Here is a 21,984-nt window from a genome sequence, read left to right on the forward strand (position 1 = left end):
CCTACTAATGAATTCGATAGTCAATCATACATATTAACATACACAATGAATGATGAAAATATGGATGGCAAAATTTTAAGCAAAAAGAGCGAATCCCCTTCGGTTCGCTCTTTTTACACATGCAGCTCTTCATTAAACATTTGCTCAATCCGCTTTAAGGCACCGGGTTCTATTTTTTCAACGGCTGTGGCTGCTTGCTCCAATGCCGCACGGTATTCATAATTACGAAAGGCGCGCTCAGCCGTTTCCAAGCTTTCCCGAAGCTCCTTATCTTGTCCCCTGTACCGATTTGCATATTGAATAACCTGTTCGGCAAACCTTGCGTTTTCGATATGCTCTTCCATCCGATTATACAAGTGATCGACCGTATCGGTTGCCTCATATAAATATTTTTGAACCATTTCCATGTTCAATGGTTTTTCCCGCAGACAGCGAAACACATCTTCCACTTGCTCGCCCGCCTGTTCATAAAGCGACTCGACATCACTTGGCAATCCCGGCATACGGCTTTTTTGCACAAGCCGGACGATTTCGCTTATTTTCCTCTTGAGGTCGGCAATTTTTTCCCGTGCCTCCAGCTCATCTTTTCGCAAGCGTTGGAGATGTTCTGCAAAAGCTTTTTGCTCCTTTTCCAATTGTTCCAGCTCGCTTTCTATTTCGGCTAATTCTTCACCTAGAAAAGAAAAAGCTGATCGATCCTCTGCCAGTTTTTCTTTGAGCAACTCGTTGCGCTTTACTAGCTGGCTTAATGATTTTTCCAAATTTACTGGGATGTCCAAATGATTCTCCATTAATTGATAACTCTCTTGAACTTGATCAGTCTCCGATAGGAGTTTGGCATTTTCTTCAACCAGTTTAAGCAAAAAGGCTTCCGTCTCTTCGTTTTTTTGCATGATATATTGCCTTGCATATACTTCTTTTTCCAAAAGGTCATAAAGTGATTCAATTTTTTCTTTCGCTTCTTCCAGCCCTTTTTCCACTTCTTCGGTTTCGGTATTGGACAAAAGCTCCTTGTATGTTTCCATCTCTTTTTTGATACTTTCCATCATTTGATCCATTTGGATATGTTCCAGGACGTATCCTTGTTCGATCATTTCCCGATAGCCACTTGTCAACTCTTCCAATTTGGAAGGAATACTTGTCTGGCATTCCTTCAACAAGATCGGAACCTTTTGCAACTTTTCTTCCAGCAGCTTCAACTCATCAGCTACAGAAAGAATTACTTTCCGCGCCCCAAGATAGTCGCCTTGTTCCGTTAATTGCTCATAGTTGGCAATTTTTTCTCCAACTTCTTTTAACATGCTATCCAAACGATTCAGCGCACTTCCATATGTATGACCTTCTGTAATCAGCCTTTTCTTTGTTTTGTTATATGTCTCTTTCAACTGATCAAAATCAGTTCTATTTTTTTCTTCACTTTCAACAAGCTCTTTTAATTGATCGAGAATTTCTTGAATATCTTTATCAATTTCTGACAAGCTCGTTTCAATTTTTGCACGGACTTCTTTCACTTTGTTAAAATGGAATTTATCCGTAAATTCCTCCGCATCAAAGAGAAGCTCATCAATATGAGGTAATCGGACAGTGACAATTTCATCCCATGTTTTCCGCCATTTTTCAAATAATTCCTCCGTTTTTCCTGTCATATTCAACTGCTTTACTTTTGCCAATTCTGCTGCGACAGGCTGGTTCATGATTTCCATTTTTACCGCTTCCAGCTGATCAATGTCCTTGTAATACTTTTTTCGGATGATATAACCCACCACAAACAAAAGAATGACAAAGATGATCGCGCTGATGACGAGTTCAACACCGTATTTCATTGTCTGCCCCTGCTCCTTCCATCATTCAGCCCAAACATATATATATCAACTTTCGTATATCTTTTTATTTCCTTCTATAATACCATGTCGGCGACATTTTTTGACTGATAAATGCATATTTTTCTCAATTTATTTCTATAACGAATAAGGAAAAAAATTCGCTCCGCCTCTTGAGTTCCCATTTTTCAATCCATATCCTGCCTGTCTTTTGAGCTTAAACAATAAAAAAACGCCCTGTCATGCCGGGCGTTAAACACTCTTCAAAGCAGCAGGCTGAAGCGACTCAACATAGGCAGAATCTCGTCGGGACCCGATCGTTGCACCAACCCAGTCCTTGATAAATCCGTAATATTTTTCTATAAAATAAGAATCTTGCAGATGGATTCCCCACACTTCACTTACATATTGGCTGTTTAAATAAGGCATGGTCAGCATTCCCTTCAACTGGATAATGAACATACTCAACGGCAAAACTGTTTTCTTTTCCTCAAGCACCGCTGAAGCCAATATTTTCAGGTAATATCGTTCCTTCATCAAGTAGGATGAAATAATTTCCCGTGACACTTGGGAATCAATCGTGATCTCCCTCCATACAAGCCTTGTTAACAAATAGCATTCACTTTGATAATATAAAATCTTTTTAATCGCTCTATTGAAACAAATTTCCGGCTCTTCCCACTCCAACTTTTTTGCTTCTTCTTCCAGACACAGCACATAAGATTCAAAAAAGCGGATCAGACAAGCTTCAAGCAAACCTTGCTTTCCTTGAAAATAATAAGAAATATTCGCAGGATTAACCCTTGCCTTGGCAGCTATGTCACGGATCGTTGTTCCTTTGAAACCCTTGGCATGAAACAGTTCTATCGCCGCTTCAAAGATCAATTCTTTCGTATTATTTACAGAAACAGACAATGTGAAACCTCCTTTTGATCCATTGTCTTGAAGATCCGGAGCTCGTAAAAGACATGATATATACCATTTCGGTTCGGTCACGCCTTTCACCTGCGAAAATTTCTCGACATATTTTTGTAAAATGTGATAAAAATGATGTTTTTTGAGTGGGAATAGGGTCCACAGGCCAGTCGAACAATGGTCACATTTAGTTTTGAGGACCGGGCAGCGCTTTAGTGCCGAGATTTTCGCCTATGCGCGGGTATTTCCGGCTATACGCGGGTATTTCCAGCTATACGCGGGTATTTCCGGCTATACGCGGGTATTTCTTTCTATGCGCGGGTATTTCCAGCTATACGCGGGTATTTCCAGCTATGCGCGGGTATTTCCAGCTATGCGCGGGTATTTCCGGCTATACGCGGGTATTTCCAGCTATGCGCGGGTATTTCCGGCTATACGCGGGTATTTCCGGCTATGCGCGGGTATTTCCGGCTATACGCGGGTATTTCTTTCTATGCGCGGGTATTTCTTTCTATGCGCCGGTATTTCCAGCTATGCGCGGGTAAGGGCTTTGGCTTGCCCCGCGATCAGCCCGGAATTGGCGGCTTGATCATATGCTGCCAAAGAGTCTGCGCGAAATCGGATTTGCCGCTGCACCAAACGAAAAAGAGAATCTTGACTTTATACGTAATTCCCCATATAATTGAGCTTGTGTGTAAAATAATGCAGCCTGAAAGATTGCATGGATGTGCCGTATTTTATTCCTCTTTTGAGGTGCATCGCGTAACCCGCTGCTGCTAGGGCGAAGGTGCATGAAAATAAAATATCCGTCTATGTAAATCTCGTATCGGTTTTTATTTTACAACAAAATAAAACCAAAGGAGGAGTCATTTATGGCTCGTTATACCGGCCCAAGCTGGAAATTATCACGCCGACTCGGCATTTCTTTAAGCGGTACTGGAAAAGAATTGGAAAAACGCCCATATGCACCAGGACAACATGGTCCGAACCAACGCAAAAAACTATCTGAATATGGATTGCAGCTTCAGGAAAAACAAAAGCTTCGCCATATGTACGGTGTTACTGAGCGCCAGTTCAAAAACACTTTTAACAGAGCTGGAAAAATGAAAGGTAAACATGGTGAAAACTTCATGATCCTTCTTGAACAGCGCCTTGACAACATCGTTTACCGTCTAGGTCTTGCGCGCACTCGCCGCCAGGCACGCCAGCTCGTAAACCATGGACATATCCTGGTAGATGGACGTCGCGTTGACATTCCGTCTTACAAAGTCATCCCTGGCCAAGTCATCAGCGTTCGCGAAAAGTCAAGAAACCTTGACATTATCAAGGACTCTGTCGAGGCTACTAACTTTGTTCCAGAATACGTTTCTTTTGATCCAGACAAGCTTGAAGGAACATTGGTACGTCTCCCAGAGCGTTCCGAATTGCCTCCCGAAATCAATGAGGCCTTTATCGTTGAGTTCTACTCACGTTAATAAGATTGCTTTGTATAGCACAATATTTAAAAGCCCCAAACCCTTGGTATATAAAGGTTTTTGGGGCTTTTTATTTGAGTAACAGTATCATTTAGCTGTTTAGGGAAGTTCTTAATCAAAATGATCGGCCAGACGCCGGATTGATCACTTCATGTATCTTGCTTAACAATTCTTATCAAGATTTTTTATGTCGATTCCCAACTTTATCACTAATGTCTTTTTCAGCCAGCCCAAAAGTTTTTGGGGTGGAACAATATCACCATTGCATGTAACAATTCACATTCCAGTCCATTTGATCATATTTTCGCTAAAGCCTCTTTGTATAAAAAAACCCTGTCTTCTTTAGTCTTTGCTTCAATCCCACAAATTTTCCCATCAAAAATCCAACTCGGTTCGGCGTGGCAGGATTGGCTCAAAACCGAGTATCCTATCTAAAAGCTTTATCGTTCAATCCTTTTGGCGTCGTCGTTGTTAATGAAATCCAAACGTCCTTTCAAACGTAACTCAAAGCCAACGCGGATGCTGATGCTGACGCGGATTAGCTCCATATCATTCCACATCACTGCGTTATTCGAGGAACGTCTTTTTCCACTGGAACAGTATGGACTTTATCGAATGCTATTGGACATATATTTCGATAGTTCTTGTTCAGCAGTTCGGGTGTCCGGGTAAAACACTAACGTCGTTCCTTGATTGTGATTCGCTCCAAACGCCATCAACTGCGACGAAAGTTTCGAGATTAACAAAAAAGAGACTGCATCATGTTTCCTTCACCATCTTATATTCCGCCATACCTTCTTTTTCGTTTTCGGTATTCTTCAAGCGCGCGCAAAAATTCCTTCTCGGAGAAATCCGGCCACAGCACATCGGTAAACCAGAATTCCGTGTACGCCAGCTGCCAGAGAAGAAAATTGCTCAGGCGTTTTTCCCCACCAGTGCGAATAAGCAAGTCGGGGTCTGTCATACCAGCTGTATACAGATATTCTGAAAACCGCTTTTCATCAACGTCAGCCAGTGACAATTTCGCATCGTTTACATCCGCGAACATTTCTTTCATAGCACTCAGCATCTCGCTCCTGCTTCCATAGTTGAGCGCAAAATTCAACTGAAGACCGTCATTATGCCGCGTACGTTCAATTGCATACTGTAAGGCCTCCCATGTATGGGCCGGAAGATTGGCCCTGTCACCGATTACCTCGATGCGGACATTATTGGCTATAAGGTCTGGCAGATAAATATGCAGAAACTCCTTGGGAAGTCTCAATATAAAGTCTATCTCTGGCTTTGGACGTTTCCAATTTTCCGTGGAAAACGTATAAAGTGTCAGAACCTTCACTTTGCACTTGACTGCTGCTTTGACAATTTTTACGACGGCAGATACCCCTTCTTTATGGCCAGCAACCCTGGGCATGCCCCGCTTATGCGCCCAGCGTCCGTTTCCGTCCATAATGATGGATATATGTTCGGGTATATTATCTTCTGGATAGTGGAAGAGTTCTTTCGATTGCTTATTTTTTAAAAAAGGAATTTTCATTGACATTGTCTGTCCCCCGCGATATTGTTAAAATCTTGCCAATTACCCTCTGGACACAGTTCAAGACTGCAGACAGAGGCGGACACAGCACCTTTTCAGATGTAATTCAGAAGCCTTTATATATTTAAAAAGCTATTTTCCTTCTATTTTTATATGTTATTTAATATGCTGATATGATCGTTTCTCACCTTCTGAACATTAACCTGTTTGCATCTACTCTCGTGACATTTTCCCTCCTTAGCCTGCTTTAACGTCGCTACTGCAACATCCTAATAAAACTCATGAACCCACGTGAACAAGAGGTTTGATTTGGATATTCCCAAGCTCCAAAGAGGATGCGAGCTCTTCTGCTATGCATACATAAAAGCAAGTGCAAGTAGCATAAAAAGACGATAATAACGACTGATAAACACGGGCAGACGCCACCGCCCCACATATTGGTGGGTAAAAAGTTCAAATACAGCGCAGCTGCAAGGGGACAACTGCCACAAAGAGATATCTGCAAGCCTCACCACATCTGGCATAAATAACTACTACACTTGTGACATGAATACGTTGTAAAAAGGACTCCTGTAAGCAGGACCAAAAGCCTATATATGTCTGGAAAAATTTAAGAGAAGGCGGAACAACTCCATTGTTCAAGCTCAATGCTTTTTCGGAGATTATTGTTCGTTCATGAGTAGCAGTTTTTTTATACATTTGATTCATATGAAAAGATAAATCAACATTCAACAGGAGTAAGAATCAATTAAGTGTTTTCATCACTTCTGTATTCTAAAATATCCCCGGGCTGACAGTCCAAGGCCTTGCAAATTGCCTCTAAAGTTGAAAGTCTAATGGCTTTTGCCTTTCCATTTTTCAATATAGAAAGGTTAGCCATTGTGATTCCAACCTTCTCCGAAAGTTCTGTTACGCTCATTTTCCTTTTAGCCAGCATCACGTCAATATTGATTATAATCGCCATTGCTTTCACCTCAGACTGTTAAGTCATTTTCTGATTTTATATGAATCGCTTCTTCTAAAAGTCTTTGAAGAACAGCAGCAAAGACTGCGATTACCATTGAAGCAAAGATAAGGATCATTCCGATTATGATGAGACCTGGTGCATCATCCATCTCCGCCACGAGATAAACAAATGGCGTCATTACGACATACAAGCCACTGATCACCATTGCAGAGAATTTGATATTTTTCAGACGTTTAACAGATAATTCAGAGAAAGATTGGTGATTGTCAATATATCCTAAAAGCTTAAAAGCCTGAAACAATGCCACGAAAAATGGAATCACCGATACATACAAACCAATCCCAATTGGATAAAGTAGATGGGCATAATCTGGATTTACCGGATTTTTAACTAACCAAGTCAATCCATATATACAAAAAGCAAGAGCAGGCATTCCCATAAAAATAACAGCCGTCTTTAGAAAGAGTGTTGATCCCCGCTTCATAAAAAGCACCTCACTTCATTATTTTTAAATTGATTATAAGATACCATTTATCGAATTTCAATAAAAATTTTCTTTTTATTAATACATAATTATCGATTCATCAATTTTATTGAAAAGCAAAAAGCACTCTTCATTATAAGGAAATGCTATAATTTTAACTCTCTGTTGTGTTTAAGCGACAGTTATAAGTGGTTGTTCCACAATCTGCTTCTATAATAAAAAGGGCACAAATTCAGATTGTTGGAAACCACCATACAAGTGTTATGAAAAATGGTTGGAATATTGAATTCACTCTTAGCAAAACATCCTTTTGGGGAATTTTTGGCGGCAGTTTTTAAAGAATGCTTTGCTCCCGAAGTTTTTCCTTTGTCCAGCCGCCGCACCAAACAAATCAATAGCTCCCCCCACCTCCATTTCTGAGGGTCTTTGAGCATTAAAAAAATAGCAATTTAAAAGGTTGATTATTTTTCTTGTAACTTCAATATTGCTAAACAGACAACGCCAAAATTGATAATAAAGTGATTGCATGATTAACTTCAATTTTCCCTAAATACTTAAAACCAATGTACTTACACCCATCGCTAGTGCAACAGCAATGAATATAAATCTCATTAAATTTGTCCTCATTGACATCCTCCCCCTTCCAATATATTACATTGGGTAAAGACTTTAAACTATGACCGTGATTTGTGCGGTATGTATTAAATCCGCATATCAGGGCTTTCTGTCTATTGGGGATATTTCTTAAATTGGATTATTCCTAACGCAAAAATGTAGAATGCCCGCCGAGATTCATTTCATTCCTCCGCGGCTAAAGAAATGAGAACTGTATTGCGTTCTTCTTTTAACAAAAAGAGTGTGTAACCTCACTTTATGTAACAAGCCGGAAGCAAAAGCGGCCTCCATCCTTGGTATATAGGACGAAGGCCGCTTTTGATTTTCCCTTCCTACTTGCGGATTAAAAAACCGGCGAATAAACATTTATGAATGTGTTGTCAGCATAAGTTCATATATTTTGCGTGTTGTGTTAACATTTCTGACGGTCATTTTCTTGTATAAATTTGTGCCCACCAGTTTTGTCATCCCGCTTTTGGTCACATTTTTTCTGTCAATGGACCATAAAACAGCCCCAGGCACATATTGAACTGTATCAATCTCCGGTTTAATGACTAACTTGCCGAGTACTGATTCATCATCCACATCATCCCATAAAAACATCACATCACTTTTCATGTGTTGATCGTTTTTCCATGATTCAGGGAGGGAATCCATGATCATTGAAAAATCATCAAGGCTACGGACCAACACCTTAATGGATAATCCAAAATCTTCCTGTATCACTTCTTCCAACATGTGAGAGATTTCTGCTTTTGAAAGGCTATCGTTTGTAAAAATGATATTGCCCGTATTGATATATGTCACAACAGCTTTCATGCCCACCCGTTCAAATGATTGTTTCAGCACTTTCATATTAACTTTATTTTTTCCTCCCACATTAATCCCTCGAAGAAGTGCAACATGGATCATAGACGATTCCCCCAAAGTTTTTGTTACAGTTATTATACAACACGAAATTCGTATAAAAAACGCACTTTCTATCCCCCGCATTTGTCATGAAGTTGAGACCTCTCCGTTATTTAGGAAACATGCCCATTTCAACCATTTTCTCTTTGGCCCAATTAAAGTTTCCTCCAAAACAATACATTTCTTTTGAATGAATCCAATAAATCTTGTCGAACAGCTTGTTGAGAAAATAACGATCATGAGAAACCGCTAAAATGGTGCCGTCATAATCTTCAAGTGCTTCTTCCAATACTTCTCGGGATTCAATATCAAGATGGTTCGTTGGTTCGTCTAAGATGAGCAAATTCGTGTCTTGGTGCATCAGTTGAGCCAGACGAAGCCTCATTCTTTCTCCTCCACTCAGTTGTGAAACTTTGTGGAACACCATATGTCCATAAAATAAAAATCTCGCCAAAATATGCCTCGCTTCTCCCTCCGTCATCCTCACCTCATTGCGAAATGCTTCTAAGACGGTCTCACCTTTCACTTCCGAAAAAATATGTTGAGACAAATAGCCAATCTTTACATTACTGCCTATTCTCACTTCTCCTTCATCGGGGGCGAATTGTTGAAGAATCATTTTGATCAACGTTGATTTTCCTGTGCCATTTTCTCCAATAATCGCCACTCGCTGTGATAAGCCACATGCATGTTGACATCCTTAAATAGGAGCTTTTCTCCAAACCTCTTTGAGACGCCTTTGAGCCGTATGACATCTTTTCCACTTCGATCTCCTGCCGCCATTTCCAGTTTCATTTTCTTGCGTTGCAATACAGGCCTATTCAACTTTTCCATTCTTTCCAATGCCCTTTCCATATTTCTTGCTCGTTTATGAAGCCCTTCATTGGGAGGATTGGCCCTGTTTGCCCAATCGCGCAAGCGTTTGATCGCTTCTTGCATTTTCTTTATTTTCTTTTGTTGTTCTTCATAGGCACGGAATTCTCTTAGTAAACGTTCTTCTTTTTCTTTCACAAAGCCTGAATAATTTGTATGGTACTGCTCAACTTTCCCATCTTCCAAATCCAGCATTTTATCTACGACATCATCCAAAAAATAACGGTCATGGGAAACGACAACAACTGTCCCGTTATAAACTTGCAAAAAGTGTCCCAACCATTCCACCGTTGCCAAGTCCAAATGATTTGTCGGTTCATCAAGCAATAAAAAGTCAGGATTCTTGAGAAGAATAAAAGCCAAGCTTACCTTTGTCTTTTCTCCGCCGCTGAGGGCCGAGTATCGCTTATCCAATAAGTCGGAAATATTTAAGCCATTGACGATTCTTTCTATTTTGGCATCTATTTCATATCCGCCCTTTACGGAGAATTGATCTTGCACATGGCCATACTGGTCTATTAACTTCCCCATTGTTGCTTCGTTTGTTTCACGACTCATTTTCTCTTCAAGTTTCCTCAGCTTTTCTTCCATTTGTAAAAGTTCCGTGAAAGCGGTTTTTAATATTTCCCTAGCGGGCAATTGGTTGTGATAGTCCGGAATTTGTGCAAGATAACCGATGGAAATGCCTTTTTTCCAATGAATGAGACCCGAATCAGGCGTTTCGTTGCCAGCCAACAACTTCAATAACGTAGTTTTGCCGCTTCCATTTCGTCCGACCAACCCCACTCGGTCCCTTTCTTGAATGTCAAATGATATATTGTCAAATAAAAGATTTCCTCCATACATTTTAGAAAGTTTATTTACGCTGCAAATCATCATGTATACTTCCTCCTTTAGTACATAAACACAAAAAAGCCATGGGAAACACACTTTCCCCATGGCTTTTGACGCATAATGAATGGCACAAAAAAAAGAGCATGAAAGCTCCTCTTCAACCGTTCTTATATATCGTGGGTATAGAGATGTTTTCACCGTTTTAGATTTGCTATTAAGTTGTTAAAAAAGGGCATACGTGTCCCGTTAACAACTGCAACAGCAAATTTTGCACGGTTAAACAATAAGAATTCCGTCCAAAATCCGTGCACTAAAACAGCTTGATTCAACATCTCTCCCCACCTCCGTTTCATGATTCGTTGATTTCATTTTATCGGGTCCTCCTTCTTTTTTCAAGTAAGGAGACATATCTTTTACAATATATCCCGCCACCCGGGCATGCCCAAGCTTCCTTCCAAATCATTTGCGTTCACGAAAAAAGAAGCGAGGAATGCCAGTGTTCCGACGAGGGATATAGTGATCAATGTCCACACCGGAACCCGGGATAGCCCAGCTTTCATTTCCTTGTCCAAATTCCAGCACATTCTTGTCGATGTAGCTTCCCGCCAAAATGTCCGAAGTCAAAATAAGGGCAATACGGAAACTGCAAAATTAAACGGCACCCGCCTGGTCGAATACAAGTAAAACTGCCGGCGACATCCTTGCAAAAAAGCATTTCAGTTGAATTCACCATCACGCTTCTTTAGTATTTTTACTAAAGAAAAGTCCATTTGCCACGAGTGATCAACCATAAGAAAGAAGGGATTCATATGAAAAAAGTGCGGTTAGGGAAATCAGGCCTATTTGTCAATCCGATTGCCTTGGGAACAAACTATGTAGGCGGCCACAACTTATACGGTGATGTAGATGAAGAAGCCGGAAAACAACTTGTACGGACAGCGATTGAAAATGGTATCAATATGCTGGATACTGCCTACATATATGGGTTGGGCCGCTCGGAAGAATTGATTGGAGAGGTCATGAAAGAAAACTTCAATCGAACGGACGTGGTCATCGCGACGAAAGTGGCGCATAAGCAGGTTGATGATGAAATGGTATATGACAACTCCCCCGGATTTTTGCGTAAAGAGGTGGAAAAAAGCTTAAAACGACTGCAGACTGATTATATTGATCTGCTTTATATTCATTTTCCCGATAAAGACACGCCAAAAGATGAAGCGGTCGGCGCATTAAAGCAAATGAAAGATGAAGGAAAAATCCGCAGCATCGGACTGTCAAATTTTTCTCTGGAGCAGTTAAAAGAAGCGAATAAAGATGGCTATGTCGATGTTTATCAGGGGAATTACAATCTGTTAAGCCGGGAAGCAGAACAGGATATTTTCCCGTATGTGATTGAGCAGAATCTTTCCTTTATCCCGTATTTTCCGCTTGCGGCCGGACTGCTGGCTGGCAAATATACGAAAGAATCAACATTCAATGATTTGCGGGCTGACATGCCTCATTTCCAAGGGGAAGCCTTTGTTCAAAATCTGGAGAAAGTGGAGCGGCTTCGCACAATAGCGGATGAAAAAGGAGTCGAAACGGCAAACGTCGCGCTTGCCTGGTACTTAACGAGGGAAGCCATTGATGTCGTCATTCCGGGTGCGAAGCGAAAAGAACAAGTCCTAAGCAATTTAAAAACATTGCAAGTTACATTAACAAATGAAGAAATACAGGAAATTGATCGTATTTTTCAATAAGAAATATGGACAGACGCAGGCGGAGAAATTTCTCAGCCTGCTTTTTATCGCCCTTCGGATAACATGTCACATCGTCCCAGCAATAAGTTGGTGAAAACTTGCCTTCTGACATAGAACTCGTTATGACAGCCAGCTTATGCTTACGCAGTCTACATGTTCATCATTACGTTATGAGAGCCAGCTTGTGCTTACGCAGCCTACATGTTCATCATTACGTATGACAGCCAGCTTGTGCTTACGCAGCCTACATGTTCATCATTACGTTATGACAGCCAGCTTATGCTTACGCAGTCTACATGTTCATCATTACGTTATGACAGCCAACTTGTGCTTACGCAGTCTACATGTTCATCCATTACGTTATGACAGCCAGCTTATGCTTACGCAGTCTACATGTTCATCATGACGTTCTGTCAGTTCCTTGTCTTCCTCCATGTACATGAGAACGAGTTTTTCCATCCCTTCCCTATAAGCTTCTATTCATATATTCATGCTGAAGGATCCCCATGTGAATAATATCGTGCCATGACCCTTCCCTGAACAAACACTCACGACTGGTGCCCTCAGGTTGAAATCCCATCTTTTTGTATAATTTTATGGCTTTTTCATTAAATGAAAAAACCTTTAGAGATACCCTGTGCAGATTCATTTCCAGAAATGCGTAGTCAAGCAAAAGCTTCAACCCTTCTGAACCATAACCCTTTCCCCAATAATCTTTTTCTCCAATATCTATAATGCATTCAGCGTTTCTATTCTTATAATCAATGTTGATTAACGAGGTAATGCCAATGGGTGAATTCAATTCTTTTTCAATGATCATATAACTTTTTGCTGATGAGGAGCCCAAAATGATTTGCTCCACAAATTGTCTCGTTGCTTCTAACGGATATACATCTAAAAAAGGATTCGTTGTACGCATGACCTCTATATCATTTCTCCATGCATGATAAAGTTCTATATCCTCTGTTGTCATTTGTCTTAACCTTAATCTTTCTGATTCAAACAGCATTCTCCGTCACTCCCCGCAAGTTTTCAATTTCGGATCAACATATTTTCCAAAGAAAAAAGCTAGACTGATAATTGATCCTTTACTTTTGTTTTGTCGGTCCCCAACTGAAACATGTCCAGCCTTTCCATGAATAATATCACATTCGTCCTGGAAAATATGACCCATTATCAAACGTTAAAATTTCATATCATTACATCTTTTTAGAAAAAGCCCCTGAAGCTTTAGATTTGCGGCCCGCTCCCGATTCTAAGGCTTTTCCTTTCCTCATATTTCATCCCTCTCAGGACATATTACCAGTAGGAGGTGGAAACATTGGACAAGAAACAGAAAGAACAAAAGAACGTGAATGCTGAATTGGATGGCATGGGCCTTTTCGGAACGACATCTAATAAGAATATTGGCGGTTATGAAACTTCCGGCGACATTGAAAACGCCGGCAAGCCGGAGAAAGGTTTTCAAAAGCCTGACGAGGAAGAAATGCAGGCATCCATTCAAGAAGATGATCGGGAACAATCTTATTAAAGGAGGCAGAACGCGCGAAATGGTTCAAAAAGGAAAAAAGCAGTATCGAGTAACAACAGGCGATTATGAAAATAAAACAGGCGGACTACATTTTGGTTATGAATATAGCTCCGGAAATAGACTGAGCAGAAACAAAAACAATGAGCAAAGAGCACCAAAGGAAAAAAGTGGCGACAAACCAATTTAAATGGTAAAAGACGTATGCCATCGCCAATATTCCAATCCCTCCATATATTAATACAGGAGGTGTTGTGATTGCGAAGAGCCATGAGAAGAAGCCGGGGTCTTTGTATTTTTCCAGGGTACAATTGGTGCGGCCCCGGCTGCAGCGGCCCTGGAGCTCCCGTAAATGATGTGGATGCTTGTTGCATGAGACACGACTACTGTCTGCAGAACAATATTCATCCCTGTATATGCGATGATGAGTTTATGCATTGTTTAAAACCAAAAATCGAACCGTACACACAAAAAGGCCGGGCCAGTGCGCTTATGTACAACTTTATGAGATTAAAAACCGCGTTCTTTTGCGGCTAAAATAATCGGATTGAATTCGGGAATATTTTTCATGAAAAAACCCGGCAAGCCAGACGGCTGCCGAGTTTCACTTTTAATATTGAATTAAATGGTATTTTTTCTTCCCGCGACGGATGATCGTGAATTTTCCGCCGAGCCTGTCTTTTTCCCCAAGCTCATACCCGGTGTCGGTGATTCGGTCCCCATTAACGGAAATCGCTCCATTTTGAATATCTTCCCTCGCCTGCCTCTTAGACGGCGAAATTTTGGCGGCTACGAGCAAATCCACGAGTCCATTTGTTTCTTCAGCTTGATGCTCATATGAAGGAACATCTTTAAAGCCTTGTTCAATTTCTTCTATAGATAGCTCTTTTATATTACCGCTAAAGAGAGCTTCGGTAATCCGGATCGCCTGCTGAAGCGCTTCTTCCCCATGAATCAAACGTGTCATTTCTTCAGCAAGCGCCTTTTGTGCTTTGCGAAGATGCGGCTCTTCTTTCAGTGATTTTTCAAGCGCTTCGATTTCTTCCCGCTCAAGGAACGTAAAATACTTTAAGTATTGAACCGTATCTGCATCGGCTGTGTTAATCCAAAATTGATAAAATTCGTAAGGAGTCGTCTTTTCAGGATCAAGCCAAATGGCGCCTCCCTCCGTTTTCCCAAACTTTGTTCCGTCCGCTTTCGTAACGAGCGGAATCGTTAAACCGTAGGCTTTGGCATCCTCTCCCGCCATTTTGCGGATAAATTCAAGTCCTGTCGTAATGTTCCCCCACTGATCGCTACCGCCAATTTGCATTTTACAGCCGTATTCTTTATAGAGGTGCAGAAAATCGATCGCCTGCAGAAGCGTATAGGTGAATTCCGTAAAGGAAATGCCCGTTTCCAGACGGGTAGCAACAGTTTCTTTCGCAAGCATATAATTCACGCCGATATGCTTGCCAAAATCACGCAAAAATGTCGCTAAGTCCATCGAACCGAGCCACTCATAGTTGTTTGTCATACGAGCACGGTTTTCACCCGTAAAGTCAAAAATCCGCCTCAATTGGGCCTTAATGCCTTGAACATTTTTTTCAACCTGTTCCAGCGTTTGTAACTGCCTTTCTTCTTTTTTACCGCTCGGATCACCAATCTGTCCCGTAAATCCTCCGACCAAAACGATCGGACGATGCCCGTGTTTTTGAAAGCGGCGCATTGTCAGAAACGGCAATAAATGTCCAATATGCATGCTGTCTGCCGTGGGATCGACTCCACAGTATAAAGAAATTTTTTCCTTATCCAGAATTTCTTTTATGCCTTCTTCATCCGTTTGTTGATAAATAATGCCGCGCCACTTTAAGTCATCTAATAATTGCTTCAACATATTTCCCTGCCTTCTGTTTAAAAATAGAAAACGCCCCTTCGTTGTCTACGAAGGGACGATTTATTCACCGCGTTACCACCCAACTTGGGAAATCAAATTTCCCCGCTCATCGATATAACGGTTCTTACCGTTTGCCGCTACTATGAAAGTTCACGGCAAAAGCTCCTGGAAGTATTTCATCGTACTGTTTGTACCGGTTTTCACCAACCACCGGTTCTCTTCATAACAGGGACAGTCGACTACTTGATCCATTCTTAGCTCAATATATATCGTTGTATAGAAAATATTGTAGCTACAATGCACCGCCATGTCAAATTGTCACGAAAAAACGCCTTCCATATGCTATAATTAGTTGTGATTTCAGGAGGTATTTGTATGAAGAGTTTTTTGAAGGCACGATGGGAGCGACTTAAACAGCGTGCTTTTACCATTGAGAAAAAAGAATGGATGAAAGGTTTCCGGATTACATATGGCGTGGCGTGGAACTTGACCTTTCTATTGACGATATTTCTCGTACTGGGCGGCATCTTTGCAGGCGGAGTTGGCGCCGGCTATTTTGCATCACTTGTAAAAGATGAAAAAGTCCGGCCCGCTTCCAATATGAAACAGGAGATTTTCCATTATGAAGAAACATCCAAGCTTTATTTTGCCGACAATATTTATTTGGGGAAACTCCAGTCTGACATTGACAGAGAAGAAGTCAGCATTGAAGAAGTTTCGGATCATTTGAAAAAAGCCGTCATCGCGACAGAGGATGAGTATTTTTACGAGCATAAAGGGGTCGTTCCCAAAGCTTTAATGAGGGCTGTTTTTCAGGAGTTAACCAACTCTTCTGTCCAAACAGGCGGCAGTACTTTGACACAACAGCTCATTAAAAACCAAATTTTAACGAACGAAGTTTCTTTTGACCGAAAAGCAAAAGAAATCCTGCTTGCCCTAAGGCTTGAAAAGTTTCTTGAAAAAGATGAAATTTTAGAAGCTTATTTGAATGTTTCTACATTTGGCAGAAATTCATCTGGACAAAATATTGGCGGGGTTCAGGCCGCGGCAAGAGGAATATTCGGGGTGGATGCGAAAGAGCTGAACTTGCCGCAAGCAGCTTTTATTGCCGGCTTGCCGCAAAGCCCGTTCAGATATACGCCATTTGCCAATGGCGGCGGATTAAAAGAGGAATCGCTTCTTGAACCCGGCTTAAACAGGATGAAAACCGTTTTGGCCCGGATGCGCGCAGAAGAGTTTATTACCCAAAAAGAATATGAAGAAGCGATTCATTATAATATTGTAGGCGATTTTATCAAGCCACAGCCGCGGGCTTATGAGCAATATCCATATCTGACCGAAGAAATTGAAAGACGCGGCATTACCATATTGATGGAAATCCTTGCCAAGAAAGATGGTTACAGTGAAAAGGACTTGCAAAAGGACAAGGGCCTTTACAACAAGTATGAGACTTTGGCACGTCGGGACATCCGGCACAACGGCTATCATATCCATACGACAATTCATAAACAAATATATGACACTCATCAAAAAGTAAAAGATGAATACAACAATTACGGTTATACGAAAGTTAGGCAGGAGAGAAATCCGGAAACGGGAAAATTGGAGAAAATCAAAGAACCTGTCCAAGTGGGAGCCATTTTAATTGAAAATAAAACCGGTAAAATATTAAGCTTTGTCGGCGGCCGCGACCATAAACTGGAAGCAACGAACCATGCCACCAAGGCAAAGCGGCAAAATGGTTCAACGATGAAACCACTACTCGTCTACGCGCCTGCTATGGAAATGGGGCTCAGCGCTCCTGGCGCGGTTGTGGCAGATATTCCACTCTCAACAGGCGGTAAAGTTTTTAGAAACTATTCAGGCAGGTATTATGGACTTGTTTCATCCCGAAAAGCGCTTGCCCATTCGTACAACGCCTCCGCCGTTTATACGTACTTAAAAACGGTCAACAACAACCCGGCCGCTTATTTGGAAAAAATGGGATTTACGACACTGACGAAAGCGGATCATACCAACATAGCCGCTGCACTCGGCGGGGTTGAAGACGGGGTTACAGTGGAAGAAAACACGAATGCTTTCACGACATTCGCCAATGGCGGTAAATTCATCGATGCCTATATGATTGAAAAAATTACGGATCATGACGGCAATATTATTTATGAACATAAAGCCAAGCCTGTCGATGTATTTAGCCCACAAACATCTTATTTAATGATTGACATGATGCGAGATGTGCTCAGATACGGAACGGCTTCTGCTGTCCCCGGAATGCTAAAATTTTCAGCGGATTGGGCCGGAAAAACGGGAACAACGAATGGACCGAATGATGCATGGTTCGTTGCTTCCAATCCAAATGTCACACTTGGCGCCTGGATTGGATATGGGAAGCCAGCCCCACTTTCAACTGATGGAAGTGAAGGAAGACGCAATCTCAACATATGGGCAAGATTAATGAATGGCGCCTATGACGCGGCTCCCGACCTGGTCAAACCAAAAGAAAGGTTCAAGATGCCAGGTGGAATTGTACGGCGTTCGTATTGCGGCATTTCCGGAATGCTTCCATCAAAAGCCTGTTCAGCAGCAGGCTTGGTACAGTCTGATCTGTTTAACGCGAAATTTGTGCCGACGAAGGTCGATAATAGTTTAGGAAACGGGCGGTACGTCATGATCAAAGGAAAAAAATACATGGCTCTGCCTTCCACACCACAAGAATTTACAAAACCAGGCGGTATGCTCAGTCCAGAATTCGTGAAACAAATCTCACTTGGACGAGCGATTAATCCGGCTTATTTGATTCCGGACAATGATCCAAGGTGGAAAAACTTACTGGCTGCAGGAGCGATCATGCAGGACGATGGAAAGGCACCGGCAAGTGTTTCAACCACCATGTCTAACGGATTGCTCACTTGGAATGAATCTCCCAGCCATGATGTCGTTGGTTATCGGGTCTATTCCGGGTCAGGCAAAAGAGTCGCGTCTATCGCATCCGGTTCTTCTCTATCCTACCGGGCGGGCGGCGGTTCGTATTATGTAGTGGCCGTCGATATTGCCGGCCGTGAATCGGCACCGTCCAACAAAATGGAAACCAAGCAAGTAAACAAACCGGCAAAAACAGAGGATACTCAAAAGAAACAAACCGAAGTTGATAAAAACAAAGATAAAGATAACAACAAGGAACAACAAGCACCAACACCACCGGCTCCAAATACACCGCCGCCTAAAAAAGAGGAACCAAAAGAGGAGCCAAAAGACCAACAGAAAGATGACGGGAAAAAGGAAGAACCAAAAGAGCCTAACCAAGGTGGAAACGACGGGAACGGGAACGAAAATGGCGGCAATCCGGTTCCAGATAAAAAAGAGGAACCGAATCAATAAAATATTCCAAAAGAAACCTGCTCCCAGGGCGGAGCAGGTTCGCTTTTGAGCTGATGTTCCCTCATGACAAGAATTGACTTGAATGTGAAAGATAAATGCAGGGCAGTCGGTTTGGCCGAAAAAGAGCACAACAAACAGATTCAAGCGATTGAGAGAATATATGTGAAATTTACGATATCCTACATCTTTTTACAAAAGAAGGACCATGAAAAATAAAGAAATTCTTTACTCATGAAGTTCTTTGAGGGGCTTTATTTTTTCCCTTAACAAATGACCATCTTCAATTATTGTAATATAATGAATATACCGCATATAAAAAAGGGATTAAGGAGTATGAAAATTCATTTCAACAAAGATGAGTATTCACTCTCTATTCATGTTTTGTTTATGAGTCATACTAAACAGATTCCTCATAGCATTGGAAAACCCTGATTTTGTTGCATTTCATGAAAGCAATGTAGCTATAGAATGGATAAAGGTAAATGGGTTTTTTATGAATATTGTGTTATTTACTCCTCTTGTTTTATCAATATCATTTTTCTTAGCTTTTTTATATTCAAATGATCAATCAAATGAGTGAGTAACATTTTAAAAGAGGCTATTTAAAAAACTGATAGTTTCTGGCATTCAACAAGCAATCGTGTTTCAAATCACACAAGCACATTGAAATGTTGGTGAAGTCGTTTTCGTTGTTACTTTTTTAAAGCGAAGTTATTCCGAACGAGCAGAAGTGACAGCGCTCGTGAAAAAGCACCTGAATTTCAGGAAAAAATTTAATGAAATAGGTAAATAAGTCGTGGATGACAAGATCAGACGAAGGAATTTAAGCAAAAAGCCGCATTGAATGAATCAATGAAAAAATGGCCGCAGAACCATTTCAAGATTCTTGAATGTCCCAACGATTTGATGTATTCTCTGCTTTTGACTAGGTTGGATTTAATTGAACGCTACATGGCAGGGAAACTTCAGGCGATTGATCAGCATTTTGTTTGTACATGGCCCCCTTCATTGGATTTTCGCTCCTACCCTTTGACTTTCGTTCCTACCCAAAAATAGAAAACCTTGTAAACTTCAGTAGACCCAGATCATGAATTAATTCAAGGTCTATCAGCGCTAGCAATAAAGATGAAACGGCTTAAGCCCTCAAAAAATCAGGGTTCAAGCCGCTTCCACTGTCTACTTGACAGAAACATTTCACTTTTGGGACAGCTTTTTTATGGTTAGTCCTCCATCGTCGACAAGTCGCCTGCCGGCAGTCCGAGTTCCCATGATTTCAAGACACGGCGCATGATTTTGCCGCTGCGCGTTTTTGGAAGCTTGTCCCGGAACTCGATTTCACGAGGTGCGGCATGAGCAGCCAGCCCCGTTTTGACGAATTGGCGGATATCCTCTTTCAATTCCTCACTTGGTTCGTAATCTTCCATCAGTGCAACAAATGCTTTAATGATTTCCCCGCGGACAGGATCCGGCTTCCCGATGACACCCGCTTCTGCCACGGCAGGGTGTTCAAGCAGTTTGCTCTCTACTTCAAACGGACCTACCCGCTCGCCGGATGTCATAATGACATCGTCGATTCGGCCTTGGAACCAAACATATCCTTCTTCATCCATAAAGGCGGAATCTCCCGATACATACCATCCTCCTGGAAGGAAGTAAGAATCATATTTTTGTGGATTTTTCCATATCTCCCGCATCATCGCCGGCCAGCCTTTTTTAATGGCGAGATTGCCCATCCGGTTTGGTGGCAATATATTCCCCCGATCATCCACAATGGCGACTTCCACCCCAGGGATCGCTTTCCCCATCGATCCAGGCTTTATCTCCATACAAGGATAATTGGCAACCACAATGGCGCCTGTTTCCGTCATCCACCATGTATCATGAATACGTTTGCCAAACACTTTCATTCCCCAACGAATCACTTCCGGATTTAGCGGTTCGCCGACGCTCAAAATATGCCGAAGTGAAGATAGGTCATATTTTTCAACAAGTTCATCACCTGCACCCATCAACATCCGAAATGCCGTTGGAGCGCTATACCAAACCGTCACACCGTAGTCCTCAATCGCTTGGTACCAATTTTCCGGCTTAAAACGACCGCCTGTAATCACATTCGAAGTTCCCGTAAGCCAAGGACCGAAAATTCCGTAGGAAGTGCCCGTTACCCAGCCGGGATCGGCCGTGCACCAGTAAATATCGTCTTCCTGCAAATCCAACACCCAACGGGCAGTTTGATAATGTTGAATCATGGCATTATGAACGTGCAAAACACCTTTTGGCCTTCCCGTTGACCCGGACGTATAATGCAAAATCAGGCCGTCTTCGCGATCGACCCACTCTATCTCCAAATGCTTGTCCGCTTCTTTCATTTTCTTGTTAAAATTAATAAACGGCCCGGTTTCCTCAATGTTTTCTCCTACTAGAAAAATGGCTTTCAATGCAGGAAGTTCATCTACCGGAACCCTATGAACCAAGTCAGGCGTTGTCACAAGCACTTTTGCCTCACTGTCTTCAAGCCTGTCTTTGACCGCTCCTTCCATAAAAGCCTCAAACAGGGGGCCTACAATCGCGCCGAGCTTAATGGCTCCCAAAATAGAAAAATATAATTCAGGCGAACGCGGCATAAAAATAAAAACACGGTCTCCTTTATTGACACCGCCGTATGTTTTTAAAACATTTCCCGCTTTATTAGAAAGCTCTTTCATTTCTTCGAACGTATATGTTTCCTTTCTTGACTCGTCCCGGTAATAAAGGGCGACTTTATTTTTCCGAAAGGTTTCAGCATGACGGTCAATTGCTTCATAGGCCATATTAACTTGGCCGGTTTCAGCCCAAGAAAAGTGCTTTTCAGCTTCTTGCCAATCAAATGTTTGCCTTGTTTTATCATAATCTTGCAAATTGTAAACACCTTGGGCAGCAGGAATGCGTTGTGTTCCCATGAAGTAATCCCCCCTGTTAAGAATTATTCATTCATTATAATATAAAAGCCAAACATTCACAATTAGTTCAAATTTCTTCCAAATCATGTATAAAATTT

19 protein-coding genes, 1 pseudogene and 1 other annotated feature are annotated in these 21,984 nt (G+C 41.6%); of the genes and pseudogenes, 8 read left to right on the top strand and 12 right to left on the bottom strand.

The window, feature by feature from the left end:
* Window positions 1-113: 113 nt before the first annotated feature.
* A complete protein-coding gene (ezrA, locus tag JOC94_RS10525) occupies window positions 114-1,823 on the bottom strand; it encodes a septation ring formation regulator EzrA (RefSeq protein WP_077110804.1) in 1,710 nt (569 codons plus the stop codon).
* Window positions 1,824-2,072: 249 nt separating this feature from the next.
* Window positions 2,073-2,735 carry a forespore capture DNA-binding protein RefZ gene (gene refZ / locus JOC94_RS10530; protein ID WP_077110802.1) on the bottom strand — a complete coding sequence of 221 codons (663 nt, stop codon included), beginning with the start codon at window positions 2,733-2,735 and terminating at the stop codon, window positions 2,073-2,075.
* A 142-nt stretch (window positions 2,736-2,877) separates the two neighbouring features.
* Here refZ and JOC94_RS10535 point away from each other — a divergent pair, with 142 nt between their 5' ends.
* Both JOC94_RS10535 and rpsD read left to right on the top strand, forming a co-directional pair.
* Window positions 2,878-3,324: a hypothetical protein gene (locus JOC94_RS10535; RefSeq protein WP_205179280.1), complete on the top strand. Its 447-nt coding sequence runs from the start codon at window positions 2,878-2,880 to the stop codon at window positions 3,322-3,324.
* 283 nt (window positions 3,325-3,607) lie between these two features.
* Complete coding sequence (rpsD, locus tag JOC94_RS10540) at window positions 3,608-4,210, top strand: 30S ribosomal protein S4 (protein WP_077110798.1); 603 nt, start codon at window positions 3,608-3,610, stop codon at window positions 4,208-4,210.
* Window positions 4,211-4,988: 778 nt separating this feature from the next.
* On the opposite strand, the gene JOC94_RS10545 is transcribed toward rpsD, so the two are convergent.
* The 7 genes and pseudogenes from JOC94_RS10545 to JOC94_RS10575 form a co-directional block, all read right to left on the bottom strand.
* Complete coding sequence (locus JOC94_RS10545) at window positions 4,989-5,750, bottom strand: isoprenyl transferase (RefSeq protein ID WP_077110796.1); 762 nt, start codon at window positions 5,748-5,750, stop codon at window positions 4,989-4,991.
* A gap of 742 nt (window positions 5,751-6,492) precedes the next feature.
* Window positions 6,493-6,708, bottom strand: a complete 216-nt coding sequence (locus JOC94_RS10550; protein WP_077110794.1) for a helix-turn-helix domain-containing protein — start codon at window positions 6,706-6,708, stop codon at window positions 6,493-6,495.
* 10 nt (window positions 6,709-6,718) lie between these two features.
* On the bottom strand, window positions 6,719-7,195 hold the full coding sequence (locus tag JOC94_RS10555; RefSeq protein ID WP_077110793.1) for a DUF2975 domain-containing protein: 477 nt from the start codon (window positions 7,193-7,195) through the stop codon (window positions 6,719-6,721).
* 981 nt (window positions 7,196-8,176) lie between these two features.
* The gene (locus JOC94_RS10560; RefSeq protein ID WP_077110789.1) at window positions 8,177-8,722 is read right to left on the bottom strand and encodes a DUF1697 domain-containing protein; all 546 of its coding nucleotides are present in this window, start codon (window positions 8,720-8,722) and stop codon (window positions 8,177-8,179) included.
* Window positions 8,723-8,849: 127 nt separating this feature from the next.
* Window positions 8,850-10,531 (bottom strand): annotated as a pseudogene (gene abc-f / locus JOC94_RS10570) (ribosomal protection-like ABC-F family protein); the annotation flags it as partial.
* Window positions 10,532-10,620: 89 nt separating this feature from the next.
* Complete coding sequence (locus tag JOC94_RS23540) at window positions 10,621-10,737, bottom strand: RAxF-45 family protein (protein ID WP_321189662.1); 117 nt, start codon at window positions 10,735-10,737, stop codon at window positions 10,621-10,623.
* 102 nt (window positions 10,738-10,839) lie between these two features.
* A complete protein-coding gene (locus JOC94_RS10575) occupies window positions 10,840-11,010 on the bottom strand; it encodes a hypothetical protein (protein ID WP_205179287.1) in 171 nt (56 codons plus the stop codon).
* Window positions 11,011-11,235: 225 nt separating this feature from the next.
* Here JOC94_RS10575 and JOC94_RS10580 point away from each other — a divergent pair, with 225 nt between their 5' ends.
* Window positions 11,236-12,165 (top strand): aldo/keto reductase, encoded by a 930-nt coding sequence (locus JOC94_RS10580; protein WP_077110785.1) that lies wholly within the window; start codon window positions 11,236-11,238, stop codon window positions 12,163-12,165.
* Between the two features lie 466 nt (window positions 12,166-12,631).
* On the opposite strand, the gene JOC94_RS10585 is transcribed toward JOC94_RS10580, so the two are convergent.
* Window positions 12,632-13,174, bottom strand: a complete 543-nt coding sequence (locus JOC94_RS10585; RefSeq protein ID WP_077110783.1) for a GNAT family N-acetyltransferase — start codon at window positions 13,172-13,174, stop codon at window positions 12,632-12,634.
* A gap of 312 nt (window positions 13,175-13,486) precedes the next feature.
* On the opposite strand from JOC94_RS10585, the gene JOC94_RS10590 reads away from it, so the two are divergent.
* From JOC94_RS10590 to JOC94_RS22925, 3 genes are all read left to right on the top strand, one after another.
* Window positions 13,487-13,696: a hypothetical protein gene (locus JOC94_RS10590; protein WP_077110781.1), complete on the top strand. Its 210-nt coding sequence runs from the start codon at window positions 13,487-13,489 to the stop codon at window positions 13,694-13,696.
* A 19-nt stretch (window positions 13,697-13,715) separates the two neighbouring features.
* Complete coding sequence (locus tag JOC94_RS10595; RefSeq protein ID WP_171973855.1) at window positions 13,716-13,883, top strand: hypothetical protein; 168 nt, start codon at window positions 13,716-13,718, stop codon at window positions 13,881-13,883.
* Between the two features lie 80 nt (window positions 13,884-13,963).
* Window positions 13,964-14,230 (top strand): phospholipase, encoded by a 267-nt coding sequence (locus JOC94_RS22925; RefSeq protein WP_077110864.1) that lies wholly within the window; start codon window positions 13,964-13,966, stop codon window positions 14,228-14,230.
* Between the two features lie 73 nt (window positions 14,231-14,303).
* Here the strand turns inward: JOC94_RS22925 and tyrS are convergent, their stop codons facing one another.
* The gene (gene tyrS / locus JOC94_RS10600) at window positions 14,304-15,569 is read right to left on the bottom strand and encodes a tyrosine--tRNA ligase (RefSeq protein WP_077110779.1); all 1,266 of its coding nucleotides are present in this window, start codon (window positions 15,567-15,569) and stop codon (window positions 14,304-14,306) included.
* A gap of 48 nt (window positions 15,570-15,617) precedes the next feature.
* Window positions 15,618-15,834, bottom strand: a binding site (T-box leader).
* A 110-nt stretch (window positions 15,835-15,944) separates the two neighbouring features.
* Here tyrS and JOC94_RS10605 point away from each other — a divergent pair.
* Complete coding sequence (locus tag JOC94_RS10605) at window positions 15,945-18,947, top strand: transglycosylase domain-containing protein (RefSeq protein WP_077110777.1); 3,003 nt, start codon at window positions 15,945-15,947, stop codon at window positions 18,945-18,947.
* A 63-nt stretch (window positions 18,948-19,010) separates the two neighbouring features.
* A complete protein-coding gene (locus JOC94_RS10610) occupies window positions 19,011-19,163 on the top strand; it encodes a hypothetical protein (RefSeq protein ID WP_171973854.1) in 153 nt (50 codons plus the stop codon).
* Window positions 19,164-20,167: 1,004 nt separating this feature from the next.
* On the opposite strand, the gene acsA is transcribed toward JOC94_RS10610, so the two are convergent.
* Window positions 20,168-21,886, bottom strand: coding sequence for an acetate--CoA ligase (gene acsA / locus JOC94_RS10615; protein ID WP_077110775.1), 1,719 nt, complete (start codon window positions 21,884-21,886; stop codon window positions 20,168-20,170).
* Window positions 21,887-21,984: the final 98 nt, after the last annotated feature.

Source organism: Siminovitchia thermophila (assembly GCF_016909185.1).
GTDB lineage: Bacteria > Bacillota > Bacilli > Bacillales > Bacillaceae_C > Siminovitchia > Siminovitchia thermophila.

Bases quoted from the DNA above. Each gene is read 5' to 3' on its own strand.
- JOC94_RS10580 (WP_077110785.1), top strand. From the start codon at position 11,236: ATGAAAAAAGTGCGGTTAGGGAAATCAGGCCTATTTGTCAATCCGATT.
- JOC94_RS10555 (WP_077110793.1), bottom strand. From the start codon at position 7,195: ATGAAGCGGGGATCAACACTCTTTCTAAAGACGGCTGTTATTTTTATG.
- JOC94_RS22925 (WP_077110864.1), top strand. From the start codon at position 13,964: ATGAGAAGAAGCCGGGGTCTTTGTATTTTTCCAGGGTACAATTGGTGC.
- tyrS (WP_077110779.1), bottom strand. From the start codon at position 15,569: ATGTTGAAGCAATTATTAGATGACTTAAAGTGGCGCGGCATTATTTAT.
- JOC94_RS10585 (WP_077110783.1), bottom strand. From the start codon at position 13,174: ATGCTGTTTGAATCAGAAAGATTAAGGTTAAGACAAATGACAACAGAG.
- JOC94_RS10595 (WP_171973855.1), top strand. From the start codon at position 13,716: ATGGTTCAAAAAGGAAAAAAGCAGTATCGAGTAACAACAGGCGATTAT.
- JOC94_RS10605 (WP_077110777.1), top strand. From the start codon at position 15,945: ATGAAGAGTTTTTTGAAGGCACGATGGGAGCGACTTAAACAGCGTGCT.
- JOC94_RS10575 (WP_205179287.1), bottom strand. From the start codon at position 11,010: ATGTGCTGGAATTTGGACAAGGAAATGAAAGCTGGGCTATCCCGGGTT.
- JOC94_RS10610 (WP_171973854.1), top strand. From the start codon at position 19,011: ATGACAAGAATTGACTTGAATGTGAAAGATAAATGCAGGGCAGTCGGT.
- ezrA (WP_077110804.1), bottom strand. From the start codon at position 1,823: ATGAAATACGGTGTTGAACTCGTCATCAGCGCGATCATCTTTGTCATT.
- JOC94_RS10550 (WP_077110794.1), bottom strand. From the start codon at position 6,708: ATGGCGATTATAATCAATATTGACGTGATGCTGGCTAAAAGGAAAATG.
- JOC94_RS10560 (WP_077110789.1), bottom strand. From the start codon at position 8,722: ATGATCCATGTTGCACTTCTTCGAGGGATTAATGTGGGAGGAAAAAAT.
- rpsD (WP_077110798.1), top strand. From the start codon at position 3,608: ATGGCTCGTTATACCGGCCCAAGCTGGAAATTATCACGCCGACTCGGC.
- JOC94_RS10545 (WP_077110796.1), bottom strand. From the start codon at position 5,750: ATGTCAATGAAAATTCCTTTTTTAAAAAATAAGCAATCGAAAGAACTC.
- acsA (WP_077110775.1), bottom strand. From the start codon at position 21,886: ATGGGAACACAACGCATTCCTGCTGCCCAAGGTGTTTACAATTTGCAA.